General features: G+C 70.3%; 15 protein-coding genes and 1 pseudogene. 4 read left to right on the forward strand and 12 right to left on the reverse strand.

Annotated features, from left to right (window positions below; all coding sequences use genetic code 11):
• Nucleotides 1–76: 76 nt before the first annotated feature.
• The 3 genes from ACZ66Z_RS04120 to ACZ66Z_RS04130 all read left to right on the forward strand — a co-directional run bounded on the left by ACZ66Z_RS04120 (nucleotide 77) and on the right by ACZ66Z_RS04130 (nucleotide 4,555).
• Entirely contained in the window at nucleotides 77–577 is a 501-nt protein-coding gene (locus tag ACZ66Z_RS04120) for a nucleotide triphosphate diphosphatase NUDT15 (RefSeq protein ID WP_469932429.1), read from the forward strand.
• Nucleotides 578–689: 112 nt separating this feature from the next.
• Nucleotides 690–1,490 carry a VOC family protein gene (locus ACZ66Z_RS04125; RefSeq protein ID WP_469932430.1) on the forward strand — a complete coding sequence of 267 codons (801 nt, stop codon included), beginning with the start codon at nucleotides 690–692 and terminating at the stop codon, nucleotides 1,488–1,490.
• A gap of 482 nt (nucleotides 1,491–1,972) precedes the next feature.
• On the forward strand, nucleotides 1,973–4,555 hold the full coding sequence (locus ACZ66Z_RS04130) for an ATP-binding protein (RefSeq protein ID WP_469932431.1): 2,583 nt from the start codon (nucleotides 1,973–1,975) through the stop codon (nucleotides 4,553–4,555).
• A gap of 140 nt (nucleotides 4,556–4,695) precedes the next feature.
• Here ACZ66Z_RS04130 and ACZ66Z_RS04135 read toward each other — a convergent pair whose 3' ends face one another.
• From ACZ66Z_RS04135 to ACZ66Z_RS04165, 7 genes and pseudogenes are all read right to left on the reverse strand, one after another.
• Nucleotides 4,696–5,163, reverse strand: a complete 468-nt coding sequence (locus tag ACZ66Z_RS04135) for a S26 family signal peptidase (protein ID WP_469932432.1) — start codon at nucleotides 5,161–5,163, stop codon at nucleotides 4,696–4,698.
• 23 nt (nucleotides 5,164–5,186) lie between these two features.
• On the reverse strand, nucleotides 5,187–6,965 hold the full coding sequence (locus ACZ66Z_RS04140) for an ABC transporter ATP-binding protein (protein WP_469932433.1): 1,779 nt from the start codon (nucleotides 6,963–6,965) through the stop codon (nucleotides 5,187–5,189).
• Between the two features lie 116 nt (nucleotides 6,966–7,081).
• On the reverse strand, nucleotides 7,082–7,639 hold the full coding sequence (locus tag ACZ66Z_RS04145) for a hypothetical protein (protein WP_469932434.1): 558 nt from the start codon (nucleotides 7,637–7,639) through the stop codon (nucleotides 7,082–7,084).
• A gap of 25 nt (nucleotides 7,640–7,664) precedes the next feature.
• The gene (locus tag ACZ66Z_RS04150) at nucleotides 7,665–8,228 is read right to left on the reverse strand and encodes a MauE/DoxX family redox-associated membrane protein (protein WP_469932435.1); all 564 of its coding nucleotides are present in this window, start codon (nucleotides 8,226–8,228) and stop codon (nucleotides 7,665–7,667) included.
• Between the two features lie 175 nt (nucleotides 8,229–8,403).
• Nucleotides 8,404–8,592 carry a hypothetical protein gene (locus tag ACZ66Z_RS04155; RefSeq protein WP_469932436.1) on the reverse strand — a complete coding sequence of 63 codons (189 nt, stop codon included), beginning with the start codon at nucleotides 8,590–8,592 and terminating at the stop codon, nucleotides 8,404–8,406.
• Between the two features lie 357 nt (nucleotides 8,593–8,949).
• Nucleotides 8,950–9,095 (reverse strand): annotated as a pseudogene (locus ACZ66Z_RS04160) (IS5/IS1182 family transposase); the annotation flags it as partial.
• A gap of 214 nt (nucleotides 9,096–9,309) precedes the next feature.
• Nucleotides 9,310–9,528, reverse strand: coding sequence for a hypothetical protein (locus ACZ66Z_RS04165; protein ID WP_469932437.1), 219 nt, complete (start codon nucleotides 9,526–9,528; stop codon nucleotides 9,310–9,312).
• A gap of 357 nt (nucleotides 9,529–9,885) precedes the next feature.
• Here ACZ66Z_RS04165 and ACZ66Z_RS04170 point away from each other — a divergent pair, with 357 nt between their 5' ends.
• Nucleotides 9,886–12,138, forward strand: coding sequence for an NPCBM/NEW2 domain-containing protein (locus tag ACZ66Z_RS04170; protein ID WP_469932438.1), 2,253 nt, complete (start codon nucleotides 9,886–9,888; stop codon nucleotides 12,136–12,138).
• Nucleotides 12,139–12,730: 592 nt separating this feature from the next.
• On the opposite strand, the gene ACZ66Z_RS04175 is transcribed toward ACZ66Z_RS04170, so the two are convergent.
• Genes ACZ66Z_RS04175 through ACZ66Z_RS04195 form a run of 5 tightly spaced genes read right to left on the reverse strand, consistent with a single transcriptional unit; the run spans nucleotide 12,731 to nucleotide 18,667 of the window.
• A complete protein-coding gene (locus ACZ66Z_RS04175) occupies nucleotides 12,731–13,729 on the reverse strand; it encodes a LacI family DNA-binding transcriptional regulator (protein ID WP_469932439.1) in 999 nt (332 codons plus the stop codon).
• A 22-nt stretch (nucleotides 13,730–13,751) separates the two neighbouring features.
• Entirely contained in the window at nucleotides 13,752–15,524 is a 1,773-nt protein-coding gene (locus tag ACZ66Z_RS04180) for a glycoside hydrolase family 36 protein (RefSeq protein ID WP_469932440.1), read from the reverse strand.
• Nucleotide 15,525: 1 nt separating this feature from the next.
• Nucleotides 15,526–16,395: a carbohydrate ABC transporter permease gene (locus ACZ66Z_RS04185; protein ID WP_469932441.1), complete on the reverse strand. Its 870-nt coding sequence runs from the start codon at nucleotides 16,393–16,395 to the stop codon at nucleotides 15,526–15,528.
• Nucleotides 16,392–17,321, reverse strand: a complete 930-nt coding sequence (locus ACZ66Z_RS04190; RefSeq protein WP_469932442.1) for a carbohydrate ABC transporter permease — start codon at nucleotides 17,319–17,321, stop codon at nucleotides 16,392–16,394. Before ACZ66Z_RS04190 ends, ACZ66Z_RS04185 begins: the two co-directional genes overlap by 4 nt.
• Nucleotides 17,321–18,667, reverse strand: a complete 1,347-nt coding sequence (locus tag ACZ66Z_RS04195; RefSeq protein ID WP_469932443.1) for an ABC transporter substrate-binding protein — start codon at nucleotides 18,665–18,667, stop codon at nucleotides 17,321–17,323. Before ACZ66Z_RS04195 ends, ACZ66Z_RS04190 begins: the two co-directional genes overlap by 1 nt.
• Nucleotides 18,668–18,831: the final 164 nt, after the last annotated feature.

Raw genomic sequence — 18,831 nt, forward strand, 5'->3', positions numbered from 1 at the left:
CTCCTCCCCTTTTCACCCTTTTCAAGGGTTTTCCTGGTTTTTCTTTGCTGTCGGAGCGGCCTGGTAGACAGGTCCCATGACGACCGCAGAGCACGCCGCCACCGCCGCCCGCAACGTCCAGCCGCCGCCCGCCCGGGCCTCGCTCGGCGCGGGGGTGGTGGTGACCGACGAGTCCGGCCGCGTCCTGCTGGGCCTGCACCGCTCCGGGGTGTGGGAGCTGCCCGGCGGCATGGTCGAGCCGGGCGAGTCGATCGAGGCCGCCGCCGTCCGCGAGCTGGCCGAGGAGACGACGCTGGTGGCGGACGCCGCCGACGTCGAGGTCCTCGGGCTGGTGCTGGATTCCGTCACTTCGGCGCGGATGACGCGGATGACCGCGGCGACGGCCGTGCGCGGCTTCCGGGGCGTGCCGGCGGTGGCGGAGCCGGACAAGATCGAGCGCTGGGAGTGGACGGCCCCGGAGGACCTTCCGGAGGCCCTGTTCCTGCCGTCGGCGCAGGTGTTGCGGATGTGGCGGCCGGGGCTCCCGATCCCCGGCGGCCCGTTCCACCGCTATGCCCTGGGCCGGCTGCCCGATTGAGGCCGCGCCGGTGCGGTGCGTCACCGCGCGTGCCCCGGTGAGCGTGGCTAGCGTGGCCCGGAGGAACACGTCATCGAAATCGGAAATCGAATCGGAAGTGGGAGTCACCGTCATGGCCGCACGACCTGAAGGCACACCGGTCTGGACCGACGCGATGTACACCGACGTCGAGGGCGCCAAGACGTTCTACGGCGACGTGCTCGGCTGGACCTTCGGCGAAGCCTCCACGGAACACGGCAACTACACGCAGGCGTACAAGGGCGGCAAGGCGGTCGCGGCCGTGGTCCCGCCGATGCCGGGACAGGACGGGGAGCCGACGTCGGCCTGGTGTCTGTACCTCGCATCGGACGACGTCGCCGCCACGGCGGAGAAGATCCGTGCCGCGGGCGGCACCGTCCTGATGGAGCCGATGCGGGTCGGCGACTTCGGCTCGATGTGCATCGCCCAGGACCCGACGGGCGTCGCGTTCGGCGTCTGGCAGGGGGGCGAGCACGAGGGCTTCGAGCGGGAGGGCGAGCCCGGCTCGTACGCCTGGGCCGAGGTCTTCACCCGGGAGCCGGCGAGGTCCGACGCCTTCTTCACCGAGGTCTTCGGCTACGGCTCCAAGAAGATCAAGGACGAGCACATGGACTACCGGGTCTTCGACCTCGGCGGCCCGCAGCCGGTGCTCGGGCGGATGGTGATGTCGGACGAGGACTTCCCGCCGGAGGTCCCGCCGTACGTCCAGGTCTACTTCGCCGTCGACAACTGCGACCTGGCCGTCGACCGGGCCCAGGCCCTGGGCGGGCGGAAGGTGTTCGGGCCGATGGACAGCCCGTTCGGCCGGTTCGCGGCGATCGTGGACCCGCACGGCGCCGCGTTCGCGGTGATCGACGAGAAGACCACGGTCGGGGACGTGCCCGAGTTCGAGTGAGCGGTGCGGCGCGGCGCCACGGGGGCGCCGCGCCGCCGTGCGTCAGGCGTCGTCGCGGACGGCGACGATTCCGTCGAAGACCCCCACGTACGCGGTGCCGTCGGGGCGGATGGTGATCGGCGCCCAGTTGTCGTCGTAGGCGGGACCGGTGCCGGTGAAGCGCGAGAGGGCGCGCCGCCCGGTGCGGAAGCGTACGTGACCGTGGGCAACGACCGTCGCGATCGGGACCGGCCTGGAACACCAGAGAGGGCGAGGGAACGGAAAGTCGGGGTCCGGGACGCGGGAGTCGTGTCCCGGAGACCGTGGCCGATCCCCCGTCGCTCCGCTTCGCACCGGTCCGCGCGGCACACGCCGTCCCTCCCGGCCCCGGTGTCCGAACAGCGGCGTGCCCGTGTCCCGGACCGCCCTGGATCAGGACAGGACCGGGTCTGGCCGATATCGACGGCTGTCAGCCAATTACGGAATGGGTAGTGTGCCCGCCTGTGACTACACCGTTACCGCGGCCCGACCAAGCCCGGACCGCCGCCGAGTTCGTCGCCCTGCTGCGGACCGCGAAGAACCGGTCCGGTCTCTCCTACCGCACGCTGGAGCGCGAGGCCCGGAAGGCTGGGGACCACCTGCCGGTGAGCACCATGGCGAACGCGCTGGGCCGGGGGTCGCTGCCGAGACCTGAGGTGGTGGCGGCGCTCGTCCGGGCCTGCGGCGGTGACCCTGCGGCGGTACGGGCATGGCTGGCGGCGCACGAGGCGCTCGCCCGACGGGAGGACACCGTGACCGAGGCCGTCACCCGGCCCTCCCAGGAGCCCTGGGCCCCCCTCGCCGCAGGCGATGCCGAGGAGAAGGGAACAGCAGACCGCTGGCCGCTCACGCCCTGCCTGCTCCCGGCCGATCTGTCGCTGTTCGTGGGACGCCGGGAGGAGTCGGACACCGCCTGCCGGATGCTGGACCAACCGGGGCCCGGGCCGTCGGTCGTCCTGGTCACCGGTCCCGCGGGGGTCGGCAAGACCGCTCTCGCCGTACGCGCCGGCCATCTGTTGGCCCCCCGCTTCCCGGACGGTCAACTGTACGCCGACCTGCGGGGGTTCGACGCGGAACCGGCAGAGCCGTTCACGGTCCTCGGGGCGTTCCTGCGGGCCCTCGGCGTACGCGGCGGCGCCGTGCCCTCCGACATGACCGACCGCGTCCACCTCTACCGCACCCTCCTGGCCCAGCGGCGGACCCTGATCATCCTGGACAACGCGGCCGACGCCCGGCAGGTGAGCGACCTCCTCCCGAACGGCGCACGCTGTGCCGTCATGGTCACCAGCCGCACCACCCTGGCCGACATGAGCGGTCACCGGCTGCCGCTCGGCGTCTTCGACTCCGTGACCGGTCTGACGCTGCTGCGCGAGATGCTGGGCACGGACCGGACGGCCGAGGACTCGGGATCGGCACGTTCCATCGTCGACACCTGCGGTGGGCTCCCCCTCGCGGTGTGGGTCGCCGGGGCGCGCCTCGCCGCACGGCCGCACTGGCCGCTGCGGAAGGTCGCCCGGGCGCTTGCCGACGAACAGCGCAGACTTGACGAACTGGCCGTCGGTCACATCGCCGTACGCGCCAGCCTCGGCCTGTCCTACCAGGGGATGACGCCGGGCACTCAGCACGCCCTGGGCCTGCTCACCCTTCTGCCCGCGACCGATTTCGGGGTTTGGGCCCTGGCCGCCCTGCTGGAGGTGGACCTGGCGGAGGCGGAGAAGGTGCTCGACGACCTGGTGGAGGTTCACCTCGTCGGGGTCTGCGCGGTCGGCACCACCGGCATCCGCTACCAACTGCACGATCTCGTACGGGCACTCGCGCGCGAGCGGGCCGGCGACGAGCTGCGACGGCAGGAGCGCGCCGAGGCACTCACCCGGCTCCTCGGCGCCGCCCTCCACCTCGCCGACCGCGCCGCGGACACGCTCAGCGTCGACTTCCAGGGCGTCTCGCAGAGTGACCTGGTCTCCTGGCGTCCCTCTCTCGCGGACACGGAGCAGTTGCTCGCCGCACCGCTCGCGTGGTTCACGGAGGAGCGGCAGTTCCTCATCCAGGTGGCGGACCAGGCACTGGACCGCTCGGAGGTGGCACCGGCGGCGGGGCTGGCGACCACGCTGACGACGCTCTTCCAGGTCGGCGGGCACTTCGACGACTGGGAGCGGCTGCAGAAGCGGTCGCTGAAGGCCGCCACGCACGTCGGCGACCGGCGCAGCGCCTCGCAGCTCCACCGCTGCCTGGGCGAGCTCACCACCATTCTCGACCGGTACCCGGAGGCGCTGACCCACTTCGAGCGGGCCCTGCTGCTCGCCGAAGGCCTGGGACCGTCGTACCGTGCGAGCGCGACCGCCGGTCTCGCGTACGTACACCGGCTCCTCGGACAGTACGAGGCGGCCGTGCGGCGCTTCGAAGAGGCCGCCGAGCTGGCCCGGAAGGCGGGGAACGTCAACTGTCTCGTCTACGCGACCACCGGCATCGGTGTCATCGCACTCGAACACGGCCGGGTCGCGGCGGCCGTGGAGCGCTTCACGGAGGGTCTGCGCGTGAGCCGGAGCGGCGGCTACCGCCCCGGCGAGGCGCAGGCCCTGCGGTGCCTGGGGCAGAGCCATCGTGCCCTCGGGGCCCACGCCCCCGCCGCCGAGTCCTTCCGGCTGGCCGCCGCGATCAGCACGGACCTCGGCGACCGGCTCGGCGCCACGCACGCGACCTGCTGGCTCGGGGACATCCTGGTACGCCAGGGCTCCCCCCGCGAGGGTCGCCGACTGCTGGCCCAAAGCCTCTGGACCTACCGCGAGTTCGGAAACATATGGGGCGAGGCGGCCGCCCTGAACGCCTTGGCGGAGGCGCAGTTGTCCGCCGGTCGGCCGGAGCACGCTCGTCGGCGCGCCGAGGCCGCCATCCGGCTGTGGCAAGACATCGGCGCCCGCACCTGGCTGGCCACCGGCCTCGACACGCTGGCCAGGGCCCACTCCCTGGCCGGCGACCACGCGGCGGCGGCCCGGACCCGCGAGGCGGCCACGGCGACCCGGGCGCTCCGAGCCGGCTCGGAGCCGTGATCCTTCCGCGCGAGGCGCCGGACCGGGCGGTGGTCGGCCCGTGGGTGGTCCGGGGCGACGGCTCGTGGCCGGCGGCGCAGGGCAGCTGACGGCCGGCGGGGGCGGCCGGCGGCGACCGGCAGCCTCACCGCACGCGGTGGTCAGCGACCCCCGGTCCCGACGCCGTGGCGGATCCGACCGAGAACCACCGCGGCAAGCCGGTCGAACGGCACGGGCCCGGTATGGCGGGAGTCGTAACTGACCTCATGGTTGTCACCGAGGACATACGCGTGCCGGGCCGGCACGACGTCCGTCGAGGAAGGCGGACCGGGCATCCGGTCTCCGGGAAGGGCGGCAACGCGTTTGATCATGGCCGTGGGCAGGGGACCCTCGGGCGTGGCGTCCTTCCCCTCCGCGCCCTCCGCCTGTCGCATCCGGATCGCGACGACCGCCCCTCTGCGCACGAGGCGTGCCGGTACCTTGAGCGCCAGCAGCCGGTCCCCGTCACGGTAGGTGGGGGCCATGCTGGAGCCGCTGACATCGAGCAGGACGCAGCGGCGCCGGAGCAGGACCGCCACCGCGGCGCCCAAGGCCGCCAGCCCGGTGGCACTCCTCACCGCCACGTGCACGGAACGCCTCCTCACCGGCCGCCTCACGCACTCGGGCCAGGAGGGGAAGGCGGGTAGGTCACGTACGCCTCCTCGTCCGCGGAGTCGTCCGCCCGTTCGCGGTAGCCACGGGACTGCAGCGTGAACAGCCGGTGGTAGGTCCCTTCGCGGCCCATGAGGGCGGCGTGGTCGCCCAGTTCGGTGATCCGCCCGTCCTGAAGGACCGCGATGGTGTCGGCGTCCTTGACCGCGCCGAGCCGGTGCGAGATCAGAACGCTGGTCCGGTCGGAGCGGCGGGCCCGCAGCCGGGTGTGGATCTCGTACTCGGCGGCCGGGTCCAGACCGGAGCTGGGCTCGTCCAGGATCAGCAGGTCCGCGTCGGCACGCAGGAACGAGCGGGCGAGGCCCATCCGTTGCCACTGTCCTCCGGACAGCTGCACGCCGGACGCGTGGTCGTCCTCGCCCCGGAAAGTGCGGCTGAGGAGGGTGGAGTACCCGTGGGGCAGCCGTGCGACGTCCTCGTGCACACCCGCCAGCCGGGCCGCCTTCTCACACCGGTCAGGCACGTCGAGGGCGCTCAGGTCGCCGACGGCGACGTTCTCCCGGGCCGTGAGCTCGTAGCGCATCGGATCCTGGAAGGTGGCGGCGACACGTCGCCGTAGCTCCACCGGGTCCATGTCGTGCAGGTCGACGCCGTCCCAGAGGATGCGACCACGGGTGGGGTCGTAGAACCGGCACATCAGCTTGACCAGCGTCGACTTCCCCGAGCCGTTGACCCCCACGAGTGACAGTGCCTTCCCGGCCTCGATGCGCAGATCGACGCCGCGCAGCACCCAGGGCGTGCCCTCGTCGTAGCGGAACCACACGTCCCGCAGTTCGATGGCGTCCCGCAGGGGCGGAACCGCCGTGGTCCGCCGGGCGGTGGGAAGGTCGGGGCCGAGCCCCACCACGGTGACGTAGTGATCGAACATCATCAGGGAGTGGTGCACCTGCCCGGTCTCACCGGCCAGTCCCGCGATACCGCTCTGCACGGCGGGGATGGCGGCCAGGACCAGGGAAACGCCGCCGACCGTCAGGGTTCCCCGTGCGGCGGACTCGACCGCCCACAGCAGTGCGGCCCCCGCCAGGACGGAGGCGGCTACCTGCAAGGACGTCTGCACGCGCAGTTCTCTGCGGTCCATCAGCTCCCGAAGTCCGTCCGCCTTGCGTCGCTCGGCCAGCAGACGTTCCCGGAAGAAGCGTCCGGCGGCGTAGAGCCGGATCTCCTTGGCGGCCTCCACACTCGACAGCAGCGTCGCGTAGAAGAGTTCCCGCCGCTCGGTGGGGCTGATCTCCCAGAAGGTGGCGGCACGCCGACGGCTGAGCATGATCTCCGCCCAGAGCACGGGGACACCGGACAGCGACACGACGACGGCGAGCAGAGGATGCAGGACGGCGAGGGAACCGACGAAACCGACGAGGAGGACGCAGCTGCGGACGATGCCCGCCACCGCCTGCACCACCTGGAAGGGGGCGAGCCCGCCGGCGTGCTGCGCCATCCTGAGTCGGTCCAGGAACTCCGGGTTCTCGAAACGGCCCAGCCCCACGAAGCCGTCGACGGTGGTGTGCAGCCGTTCTTGGACCAGAAGACTGGTCGCACGGGTCATCCTGGACTGGAGGTAGGCGGCGAGCTGGGGGGCGCCGGCCATCACCGCGCCGGCGGTGGCCAGCGCGACGGCGGGGCCGAAGGCCTCGTGTGTACCGCCGCCTGCCGCGAGCCCGTCCAGGATGTCCTTGACCAGCCACGTGACCACCACGGGCGCCGCGGCGGACACAACGGTCACCGCCAGAAATCCGGCCATCACGGCGGGAGTGGCTCTCAGGCCGAGCCCGAGAGCCGACATCACGGCGCGGTGGAGCGGCACCGCACGGGGTGGCGCGGTGGTACCCGGGGCGGGGCTCATACCCACCCGGCCGGCACGGCGGTGAGGGCCGGGTCCCCGACCGCGGCCACGGTGGGCGGCTCCCCGTCCGATGCCGCGATGGCGAACTGGGAAGGGAAGGCGTTGACTTCGAACGCGCTCACGCAGGGCCCCTCCGGTGTCTCTCGTATGACCCGTGCCACGGAAGAGAGCTGCTCCGCAATCGCCTGAGCCTCGTCCTCGTATCGCTGCTCGCGGCTCCCCGCCACCACGACGGCGATCACCTGGCGCCGCCCCTGGAGTGCGCCGACCTGCTCGACGAAGCGGGGCAGCTTGTCCCGGCACGGCTTGCAGCCCGGGGTGAAGAACGACACCACGGCGCCGTCAGTGAGATCACGTTCCGTCAGTGGCATGCCCTCGAGGCACCGGGTGCTGAAGGGCGTCACGGCCGCGCCCACGGAGATGCCGCCGTCCTCGGTGAGGACCGGGGCGGCGGAGGACCGGTTCCGGAGTCGGCGGAGAACCGCGAGCGTCAGCATGAGGTCCAGCGCGCAGAGCGCGCCGACGACCACCAGGGCTATGGCCAGGTAGATCATGGGAGGCCTCTTCTCGGTAGAGGGATCAGATGCTCGTACGGGTCGGGGCGGCGGGTGTGGGTCGCAGCAGCGTCACCAGTTCGTCTCCGACCACCAGGACGAGAGCGGCCGTCGCCCCGCACAGCCAGGCGGCGAATCGGGCCTGCCAGGAGAGATGCCCGCTCTCCCACACGCCGGGGGCGGCCGTCGCCGCGACCGCGAGAAGCAGGGCGTTGCGCACGAGTTGGAGCGGGCCGACAGGGCCTGCCGAGGTGCCGAAACATCGGCATGCCACCTGCTTCCCGGCGCGCAGGGCGCGGACGACGGCGTACGTGAACGAAGCCAGCAGACCGGTCACCGTCAGAAGACCGATCACCGCCGGAAGCCGGCCGCCGTACGCCGCGGGCCAGACCAGGAGCAGGGCGCCTGCCGCTTCTGCGAGGACGACGCCCCCCGTGAGAACAGGCGCCCGGGCGGCGGACACCCGCCCCAGCGTCTCCACGGAGTACGCGAAGGCGTGGAAGGACTCCGCGTTCCTGATCTTTCCGAGGACAGCCGCCGTGAAGACCAGGACGAGCACGATCCGGCTCACGGTCGAGAAGAATTCCACTGGGTCTCCCGGGGAGAGATCAGTGGCCCGGCCCTGGTACAGGCCGGGCCACGAGTCGAGTCGTACGGTGCCCGAAGGAGGGCGCCGCCCCCGGGGTGATGACGGGTCACGGCGCCGGAGAACTACTCCCCCACGCCCCGCAGAGGGTCACGGAGCCGGACGGGCCGGGGTCGGTTCAGCAGCCGCAGCTCATGAACTCGCGCCTGTTGAGGTCACAGGACCAGACGCGCTGCGTGTAGTTGCCGAAGCTGCCGCACGCGCTGTTGATGCACCGGTAGATCCAGTAGCCGGTGCATGCGCTCGCCGCCTCCTGCGGCACCAGGCGCTCCAGCATGCGGTCGGCCAATCCACGTACGGTCTTCATGTGATGTCCCTTCTGTCGGTCCTTCTCCGGTCTGGCGATTGCGTCGGGGCGCCGGGCCGCACGCGGAGGTCCTCCCCTGGTACGGAATGCGCCCCGCCGGTCGATCGGTCAGCTCCCTGTCCGGTCGGCCGGGGCGGTACAGAGTCTTCGCCGAGCCTCGGCCGGTGACAACGACCGGAGGGTGTTCGGGACTGTTCGGGACAGTGTGCGAAAAGGGTGCGCCGGTGTCAGGGAAGGAGAGTCCCCCGCACCGATCGGATGAATCGAATTGATCTACCACCCCCGTGGCAGTTCGCCATCACCGCTGGTCAAAGACGTCTGTCCCGGTGGGCGAGTTGACGACCCGCTCCTTCACGGCTTCCGGGGCGGCCCGAACAGGGGTGAGTCGTGCCGGTCGGCGCCGCCGGCGACTACCCCGGGCGGAACACCGCAGGCATCGGAGGCGACCGGGCGTTTCCACCCCGGCTCGCCCCGGCGACCGGCGACCGCCCTGCCTTCTCACCCACCCGACGGGGCCGAGGGACTCGCACCAGACCTAGCAGTAGGCGGTAGGCGGTAGGCGGTAGGCGGTAGGCGGTAGGCGGTAGGCGGTAGTTGAGAATTCCGCCGTGTTCGCTGGAGAACAGTCGCCCATCGTCTCAGTCGCGAGGAGCGACGAAGGGCCGCTGCGGCAGCCGATCCCGCGGACCTACGCCACGGCGTCGGCCGCTTTGCGGATCAGGCTCCAGAGCAGGAGAACGGCTCGGGCTGGGGGAACTTCCCGATCTGCTCCTGGGCGCTCCCACCGGCCTCCGGGCCGATCGCGGCGATGGAGACGAGACCGGCGACCTTCTCGTGGTTGCCGGCGGCGCTGATGACCGTGCCTCCCCAGGAGTGGTCGACGAGGATCGCCGGTCCGCCGACCCGCTCCGGCTTCTGCGCCAGGACACTACTCACGCCAAGCTCGACCTGCAATGCATCGATGAAAATTTTCCTTCTAGCCACCAACGCCATGCTGCAACATCACGATCGAACCGAGCATAAGCATTGACACCACCCCTCACGAAGTACTCAATAGGCAACACAGTTCAACGTCTTCCAACAGGGCGTCGATGAAAGGACGTTGCCTGATCCACACCTCCTCAGACGGACGGTCGCCGACCGTTCCCGAAACGCGGAACACCCCCACGCGAAAGGATTCGATCGCACATGCGTCGTCTTGCTTGTGCACTGTCCGCCGTACTGGCTTCGGCCGGCACCGCGATCGCCCTTCCCAGCGCACCCGCTGCGGCGAAGGCGACCGCGGAACCGTACGTGATCGAAGTCGAGAACATGTCGCTGACCAACTTCGCGACAGACGCCGTCAACCACACCTGGAACGGGACGCCGGTCGACGACGTCACCTACGCCCGCGGTGCGGCAGGGCAGACGAGCACCGCCCGCACGACCTTCAACGGCCCTGCCGGAACCTACGACCTCGTCACGCGCTACAACGGCAAGACCGCGAACGGAGTGACGTACAAGATCTCCGTGAACTCCACCACGGTGGACTCGTGGGCGACGTCCCAGCGGTACGGCCGTGACTACACCGATCCGATGAACATCGACACCCGCACGTCGAGCAGGATCGCACTCAAGGCCGGTGACACCGTCGAGCTGACGGCCACGTCAGCCGGCGACGTGCCGCGCGTCGACAGGATCACGATCCAGGAACACGTGGGGCCGCCGACCAGCACACTGACCATAGCCTCACCGAACGGGACGCTGAACGACGGCTTCAACTGGGGCAAGGACCGTGCCCTGGGCATGACGTTCTATCCGGGGAACCCGATGATGGGGCACGAACCCGAGTGGTGGCGTCTCAAGGATTCCACGCACAAGACGGTGACACCGGGCTATTGGGGCGCGTACACCAACCGGGAGTCCTTCTACAACCGGGACATCGCCCACCAGTCGGACGGCGCGCACGCGCTCGGCCTGGATGCCGAGACGTTCAACATGCTGAGGATGTTCGCCGGCGACGCCGACGATCCCGGTCAGGGCGGCTGGCCGCTGTGGGCGCACAGTTCCCACGGGGCCATGTACTACATCGACGGCACCGGCTTCCGGGAACTGCCTTCACCGTTCAACCTGATGGCCAAGGCGTACAAGCAGTACCAGTGGACGGGCAACTCGGACTGGATCAACGATCCGACCCTTTCCGCGTACTACGACTCGACCATGGGGTCCTTCCTGACCGGCCACGAGGTGACGTGGAACGACACGAACCCGGCCGCCGAGCAGCCGGTTTCGAGGAAGCAGCCCGGGGAGTACACGGCGACGTTCTTCGAGTTCCCGAACGAGAACCTCGTCTCCGCGGCCGATTCACTCGGGTACCAGTACCAGTCGATGCTGGCCTACTCGGAGATCCTGAAGGCGAAGGGCGACGACGCCGGCAGCGCGAAGTGGGCCGCCCGTGCGAAGCGGGTGCGCGACCACTTCGAAGCGAACTGGTGGGACGCGTCGAACAACCGGTACATCCGCGGCAAGGACGCCGGCGGCACGGGCTACAGCAGCTGGGGGCACGAGGCCAGCTTCCTGATGATGCTGACCGGGCTGGGCGACCACGGCCCCAGGACCAGTGGCTACCTGGACTTCATCGCCGCCAACGATGACGACCTGAATGTCGAGGCGACCTCCTACCTGCCGGAGATGTACTACCAGTACAACCGGTCCTCGGAGGGCTGGGCGTGGCTCAAGAAGCTCATGACCGGCAAGAACGGCTACCCCGAGGTGTCGTTCCTGGCGGTCAGCAGCGTCATCGACGGCGTGATGGGGGTGCAGCCGGACGCCCCGCACGACAAGGTGGCCACCGTCTCACGGTTGACCTCCGAAACGCCGTGGGTGGAGATCGACCACCTCAAAGTCGGTGACAGCGACCTGAAGCTCAAGCACACCGGCACGACGGGCTCCACGCTGACCAACAACTCCGGCTCCGCCGTCACCTGGGAAGCCCAGTTCTACGGGACCCCCGCCACGATCACCGTGAACGGCACCGCGTACACGCCGCAGACCAAGTCGCTGTACGGCAAGACGGTTTCCTACGTGACCGTGCCGGTGGCCGGTGGCGCTTCCGTCACCGCCACCACCGCCACCGGTGGAAGCGGACAGACGGTCGACCTGAGCGATCTCACCTGGAGTGGCGCGAGAAGCGACTTCGGCACCGTCCACAAGGACAGGAGCGTCGACTCGAACCCCATCACGCTGAACGGCGCCACCTACAACAAGGGCATCGGCACCCACGCCAACGGCACCGTCACCTACGCCCTGAACGGCGCCTACACACGGTTCCAGTCGGACGTCGGTGTCGACGACGAGGTCGGCGCGAACGCGACCGTCAGGTTCGAGGTCTGGGGCGACGGCGTCAAACTGTACGAAAGCCCCACGGCGATGACACCGTCGAGCCCGACGCGGTCCATCGACGTCGGCATCACCGGCGTGAACACGCTGGAACTCAAGGTCACGGACGCGGGCGACGGCATCAACAGCGACCACGCCGACTGGGCCGCAGCCAGACTGGTGCGGTAGCACCGACGCCCAAGCCGGCGGGAGCCCCCGGGCAGCCCGCCGGCTTGTGGTCCCTGGGAGCCGCGCCATGTCCCGCCCCCGACGGGACCGCTTCCGGCGGGCGCGCCCCCTGTGGTCGGCGGGGTGGCTGCAGGGGTCGCCGCGGCGGCGCGAGTGACGTGGATGGGGACGTGGGGGCCGGTCGAGGCGGGAAGTGCGGAATCGCGCGGGTCGCGCAAACGGGCCCCTGAGCCGGAGACGGAGAGATCCCGCGGGAGGCGGCCACTCACCCAGTCACCGGTGCGCCCGTACCGGTGACGTCGGGCCGGCCCGAGAACGACGGAGCCCGGCCGCGCAGGCGGTGACCGCATGGCCGCCCGTACGACGACCCTCGTGCTTCGGTTCACCCGCGCGGTTCGACGGCACTCGTTCGTCACGGCACAACACGGACAACCGCCGGACCGGAACCGAATGTCCGGCGGCGGTTGACCGCGCTGCGGCGCGGCCGGGGGGCACCTGTCGCCCACCCGCGCACACGGGTGACGCCGGGAAGCACGTGGTCCCGCACCGTCGCGTCCACCACGATCCTGGGCGACGGGGCGGTGCCGGCCGTCTACGCTTCCGGGGCCGGACCGGTGGAGGCTCGGATCACCAGTTCCGGGTCGAAGAGGAGCTCCCCGGTCGGTACGTCCCGGTTGGTGACGAGCGCCAGGACGCTCCGCCCGACCTCCAGGGCCAGCCGGTCCGCAGGCTGCCGCACCGTCGTCAGGGGCGGGTCGACGAACTCGGTGATCATCGTCCCGTCGTAGCCGACGACGGAAACGTCACCGGGTACGGAGTACCCCTGGCGGCGGATGCCGCGGATCGCTCCGAGCGCCATGTAGTCGCTCGCGGCCACGATCGCGGTCGCACCGAGGCCCAGCAGGGACGTGGCAGCCGCCTGACCACCCTCCACGGTGTAGGACTGACGGATCACCCACTGCTCCGCGTCCTCGACGCCGCGCTTGGCCATCGCTTCCACGAAACCGCGCACGCGCCGGTCGGCGGGGTGGTTGCCCGTCGGGCCCGAGGCCATGCCGATCCGACGGTGGCCGAGCTGGTGGAGATGGTCGACGGCCAGGTCGGCGGCGAGCATGTCGTCCGTGCTGAAGACGGGGGCGGGCACCCCGTCGGCGAACTCGCCGTTGACGCCGAGGTACGGGATGCGGCGGGCACGGAGCAGCTCGTACGTGTCGGTGTCGGCGCCTTCCAGCGTGTTGGACGCGGAGAGAAAGACCACGGCGGCGATGCCCTTGTCGACGATGGACGTGAGGAACTCGCGTTCCTGCACACCGCCGGGGAATGCCGGGCAGAGCACGGTCTTCAGCCCGTGCGGGGCGAGGGCGGACTCGATGCGCTCGGCGACGTCGGCGAAGAACGGGTTCGAGACGCGTTCGGTGACGACGGCGACGAGCTGGCCCTGCACCGGCCGTTCGTAACCGAGCTCGGCCATGGCGCCCTCGACCGCGTCCCGCGTCTTCTTCGCCACCCCCTGCCGCCGGTTGATCACCCGGCTGACCGTCGCCTCGCTCACTCCCGCGCGAGCCGCGATCTCGACGATGCCGACCTTCACCGGTCCCCTTTCGTCATGACGTTCATCCGATGCTCCTGACCACTGCCAGCCCCATCCGCGGAACGGGGAGGCTCCGCAGGCCGGACCGGAGGGTGAGCCGGCTCCGCTCGATCATACGGCCGTCACACGCGTGGATCACGACGTCCACAGCCGTCCCGGCGCCCCCGGCGCCCTCGGCGCCCTCGACTTCGAGTACGAGCCGGTCCACGTCCGAGGCGTTGACCAGGACGGTCTCCGTGAAAGCGGCCGGCAGGACCGGCACCGCGCGCTCGCTGTGGACGTCCACCACGCTCACCCCGTCCGCCTCCGAGCGGACCAGCGTGTACAGGTCGTCGGAGCGGCCGGGCCGGACGGTCCCGTCGAGCAGCTGCGGACGCAGCCGTCGCCATTGGGCGAGCCAGAAGCGCAGCGCCTCCCTGTGGTCCGACGGAAGCCGGTCGAGCCGGACGGAGATCTGCGGCACCGAGTGCAGAGCCCCGACGAGCTGCCGTGCCGCGGCTTCCACGGGCGCCGTCGCGCTCCACAGCAGCGGATCGGAATGCACGGCTCCGCCCACGGCGAGCAGGGCGGTGTCGATCGTGCGCACCCGGTTGGCCGCGGCGTCCCCCGGGCAGTCGAAGGACCGAAGCATGTTGCCGAAGGCGACCATGCCGGGGCCGACATAGGGCTGCCTGAGTTCGAGCAGCAGCTCGGGGCGCACCGCTTCCAGCGCGGACCGCAGCTCGGTGAGCAGCAGGGTCAGGGCATGTCCGACATCGCCGCCGCCGTCACCGGCGTACACCATGGCCTGGTCGAGAAAGTCGATCTTGAGCCCGTCGAGCCCGTGGTCACGAACGAGGGACACGCACACGTCGACCACATGGGCGCGTACCCCGGGCAGGCGGGGATCGAGGACGTACGCCCCCGGCACCGTCGCCGCGGTCGGTGCGCGGGAGGACCACTGGTCGTAGCACTCCGCCCTGGGGCCGAGCAGGAGCGGGGCGATCCAGGCCATGTAACGCAGGCCCGTGCCGCGTACGCGGTCGACGTGCCCCGTGAAGTCGGGGAACTTGGCGGTGTCGGGCGTCCAGTCGCCGCAGCCGGCATAGCCGCGGCCGCTGCCCAGGCGCTGCCAGCCGTCGTCGAGGATGAGGACCCCGCAGCCCACCTCGACGGCGAGTTCGGCCTGCTGCTCGACGGAGACCGCGTCCACCTGCTGATTGAAGGCGTACCAGGTGGAGTACACGGGCAGCCGGGCCGCTTCGGGGACGGGCATCGCCCGCGTACCGGCGGCGAACCAGTCGCGCAGGGCCCCCAGCGCCGAGGCGACGGAAGGGCTGCGCGGGACGAACAGGATGCGATGCGGAGCCCGGGACGCGGGCAGTCGCAGGTGTACGACGTAGGTGTCGTGTTCCTCGGACACCCCGAAGCGGATCCGGACCTCGGGTACGGGGTCGGTCGCCGCGAAGGTGAGCAGGGTCGCGCCGACGTGGTCGTACAGGCAACCGGCGGCGAAGCCGTCGACGAGACTGACGGTGGACCGCCCCTCCCAGTCGGCGACGATGGTGCGCGACCACCCGGCCTTGGGATGCCAGTAGCCCGCGGCGTCGCCCAGAGGGAGGGACAGGCGGATCTCGACGGGTGCACCGTCGGCGTCGACGTGCAGCATGCGCAGGCCGTCGGGGAGTTCGGAGAGCGTCCACGCCGGTTCGGCGTCGGGGGCGAGGACGGCGATCTCGACCGCGTCGAGCAGGGGTTCGTACGTCGCCGGCGCCAGCTCGGCGGTGGTGACGGCGTCGTGGGTCAGGGCGCTCACGTTACTCCTTGACGGCGCCGGCGAGCAGGCCGGAGACGAAGTGGCGTTGCAGGGCGAGGAAGACGACGGTCATGGGGATCGCCGCGACGGCCGTTCCGGCGAGGATGGCGCCGTAGTCGGTGTCGTCGACTCCCTGGAGGGAGGCGAGGGCGACCGGGAGGGTGTACGACGCTCCGTCGCGCAGCACGATCAGGGGCCAGATGAAGTCGTTCCACTGGTAGAGGAAGAGGAAGATTCCCAGGGCGGCGAGGGCCGGCCTCATGGGGGGCAGGACGACCGTGACGAAGAGCCGGAACTCTCCGCAGCCGTCCATGCGGCCCGAGTCGAGGAGTTCGTCGGGGAGTGCCGCCATGGACTGCCGCATCAGGAAGATCCCGAAGGGCAGGGCGAGGTTGGGCATGATCACGGCCTGGTAGGTGTTGAGCCACTCCAGCTCGGCCATCAGCTTGAAGAGGGGGACCAGGGTGACCTGGGCCGGGATGACCAGGCCCAGCATCAGTACGCCGAACAGCGGATCGCGGCCCCTGAAGCGGTACTTGGCGAGGGCGTAGCCGGCCAGGGTGCACACCGCTCCCGCGCACAGCGTGTAGACGAGGGCGATGCCCAGCGAGTTCAGCACCACGCGGCCGAAGGACACCGTCTCCTGGAGGCTGGTGAGGTTCTCCGCCAGATGACCGCCGGGGAGCAGCGGGGGCGGGGAGTCGAAGACCTCCTGGGAGCTGTGGGTGCCGGCGATGACGAGCCAGTAGAAGGGGATGAGGACCGCCGCGAGAGCGATCGCCAGCCCCGAGGTCAGCATGATGCTGTTGCCCCGGCCTCGCCGACGGCGCGTGCCACGGACTGCGTGGGTTCCGGTCGTGGTGGTGGTCATTTCCTGTCTCCCAGGACGCGGAACTGGATCAGTCCGAGGATGCCGATCAGTACGGCGAGGGCGTAGGCGATCGCGGAGGCGTAGCCGAAGTCGAAGTACGTGAAGGCGTTCTGGTACAGGTACACGCCGATGGTGAGTGTGGCGTTGTCCGGGCCGCCGTGGGTGAGGACGTAGGGCTCGTCGAAGATCTGCAGGGTGCCGATGGTGGACAGCACCGTGGTGAGCAGGATCGCCGGCCGCAGCCCCGGCAGCGTGACGTGCAGGAAGGACTTCCACCCGCCGGCGCCGTCGACCGAGGCCGCGTCGTACAGCTCGCCGGGGATCGACTGCAGTCGGGCGAGCAGGATCATCGCGTTGTAGCCGGTGTAGTGCCAGGTGAGGGCCAGGCCCAGGGAGATCTTCGCCCACAGCGGGTCGACGAGCCAGGGCACCCGGTCGATTCCCACCAGCCCCAGCAGCCAGTTCACCAGCCCGTACTGCTCGTTGAGCAGGACGGAGAAGACGATGCCGTACGCCACCAGGCCGGTGACCATCGGCAGGAAGAACCCGAGCCGGAAGACCGGGCGGGCGCGCAGCGCCGCCGAGTCGAAGGCGACGGCCAGGCCGGTGGCCAGGACCAGCATCACCGGCACCTGGACCACGAGGATCACCGCGGTGTTCCCCATGGCGGTCCAGAACAGCGGGTCGTGGAGCAACCGGGTGTAGTTGTCGGCGCCGACGAAGGTCTCGACGCCTCCCACCGTCTTGTGGAGGCTGAGGACGAAGGACCAGGCGATCGGGTAGAGCTTGAAGGCGGCGAAGAACAGCAGGGCCGGCAGGACGAAGGCGTAGGGCGCCAGCCGCCGGGCGGTGGGCCGCGGCGGGCGGGTCCCCTCGGGCCCGGCCGCCGCGGGCCTCGTGCGGGTCGGTGTGACGAGAGCGGTCATCACGCCTTCTTACGACCGGTCTGCTGGGCGAGCTGGTCGGCTGCCTCGCGTAGCACCTCGGCCGGGTCGGCGTCGTTGAGGAGCACCTTGGTCTGGGCGTCGGTGGTGGCCTTGAGCGCGCGGGCGTAGTCGGCGGTGTAGTTGAACGCCGGCGAGTCGGCCTTCAGCGCGCCGAGGAAGATCTCGCCGGTCTTCCGGCCACCGAAGAACTTCGAACCGGCGTGGAAGACCGGGTCGTCGTACGCCTTCATCAGGGCGGGGGCTATGCCCTTCCCCTTGTAGATCTTCACCTGGTTCTCGGGTCGGGTGAGGACGAACTCGACGAACTTCCAAGCGGCGGCCTGCTGTTTGCTGCTGCCGGCGACGGCGAGGTGGGTCGAGTTGACGGTGGCGCTGGTCAACCCGCCGCGGCGGACGGCGGGCGGCAGGCGCACACCCCACTTGCCGGCCTCGTCGGGGACGGTCTCCTCGATGATGCCGCCGAACCACGTGGGCCAGGGCACCACGGCGGCGGTGCCCTTCTTGATGGAGCTGATCAGCGCGTTCCAGCCGCCGGAGATGTCGTTCACCAGACCGGCGTCGTTCATCCGCTTGATGACCGTCATCGCCTTGACGGCCTCGGGAGAGTCGAGCGTGATCTCCCCGTCCACATTGAAGTAGAAGGCGCCCTGCAACTGCAGCAGCATCTGGAAGAAGTTCGCGGAGTCGGCCTGCGAGGCGGGCTTGTCGATGCCCAGGAGGTACTTCCCGGTCCTGGCCTTGATCTGCTTGCCGGCCTCGACGGCGTCGTCCCAGGTGTCGATCGCGTCGACGTCGACACCGGCCTCCTCGAAGACGTCGGCCCGGTAGTAGAAGCCGGCGGAGTTGGCCTCCCAGGGAAGGGCGTTCACCCGGCCGTCCTTGGTCGAGACGGTCTGCCACAGACCTGCGGCGAAGGCGTCCTTGTAGGTGTCCGCCCCCAGTTCGCTCAGGTCTGCGAGGCCGTTCGGGAACTTCTCGACATAGCCCGGCAGGTAGTCGACGCCGATGTGGAGCACGTCGGCGAGGCCGCCTCCGCCGGCCGCGAGGCCCGTGGTGATCTTGTCCCAGATGGCCGGGTTGCCGATGTCCTGGACGGTGACCTTGATGTCCGGAAACTGCTTGTTGAACGCCGGCACGAGCGCCTTCATCTCGGCGGCCGGACCCGCCCAGCTCCAGACCGTGATGTCACCCTTCCCTGCGTCGCCGGCCGCGCCGCTCCCCTTCCCCGCACCACCTGTACCGGAACAGGCGACGAGTCCGCCCAGCCCGGCGCCGGCGGTGAGCACGCTGCCCACCCGCAGAACATCGCGACGGTTCATGACCATGACACAACCCCTTGCCTCACAGCTCGAAGGGCCAAGCCGGCGGGCGCCGGGCTGACGAGCCGCGACGTTAACAATCAGCCACCAGACTTGCAATACTTAATTGAAAACTTTCTGCCTGATCCGGCACATCGACGGTGCATGAGTATTGCAAGGTGGCAAAGCGC

This window comes from Streptomyces sp. NPDC107498, from assembly GCF_055582805.1.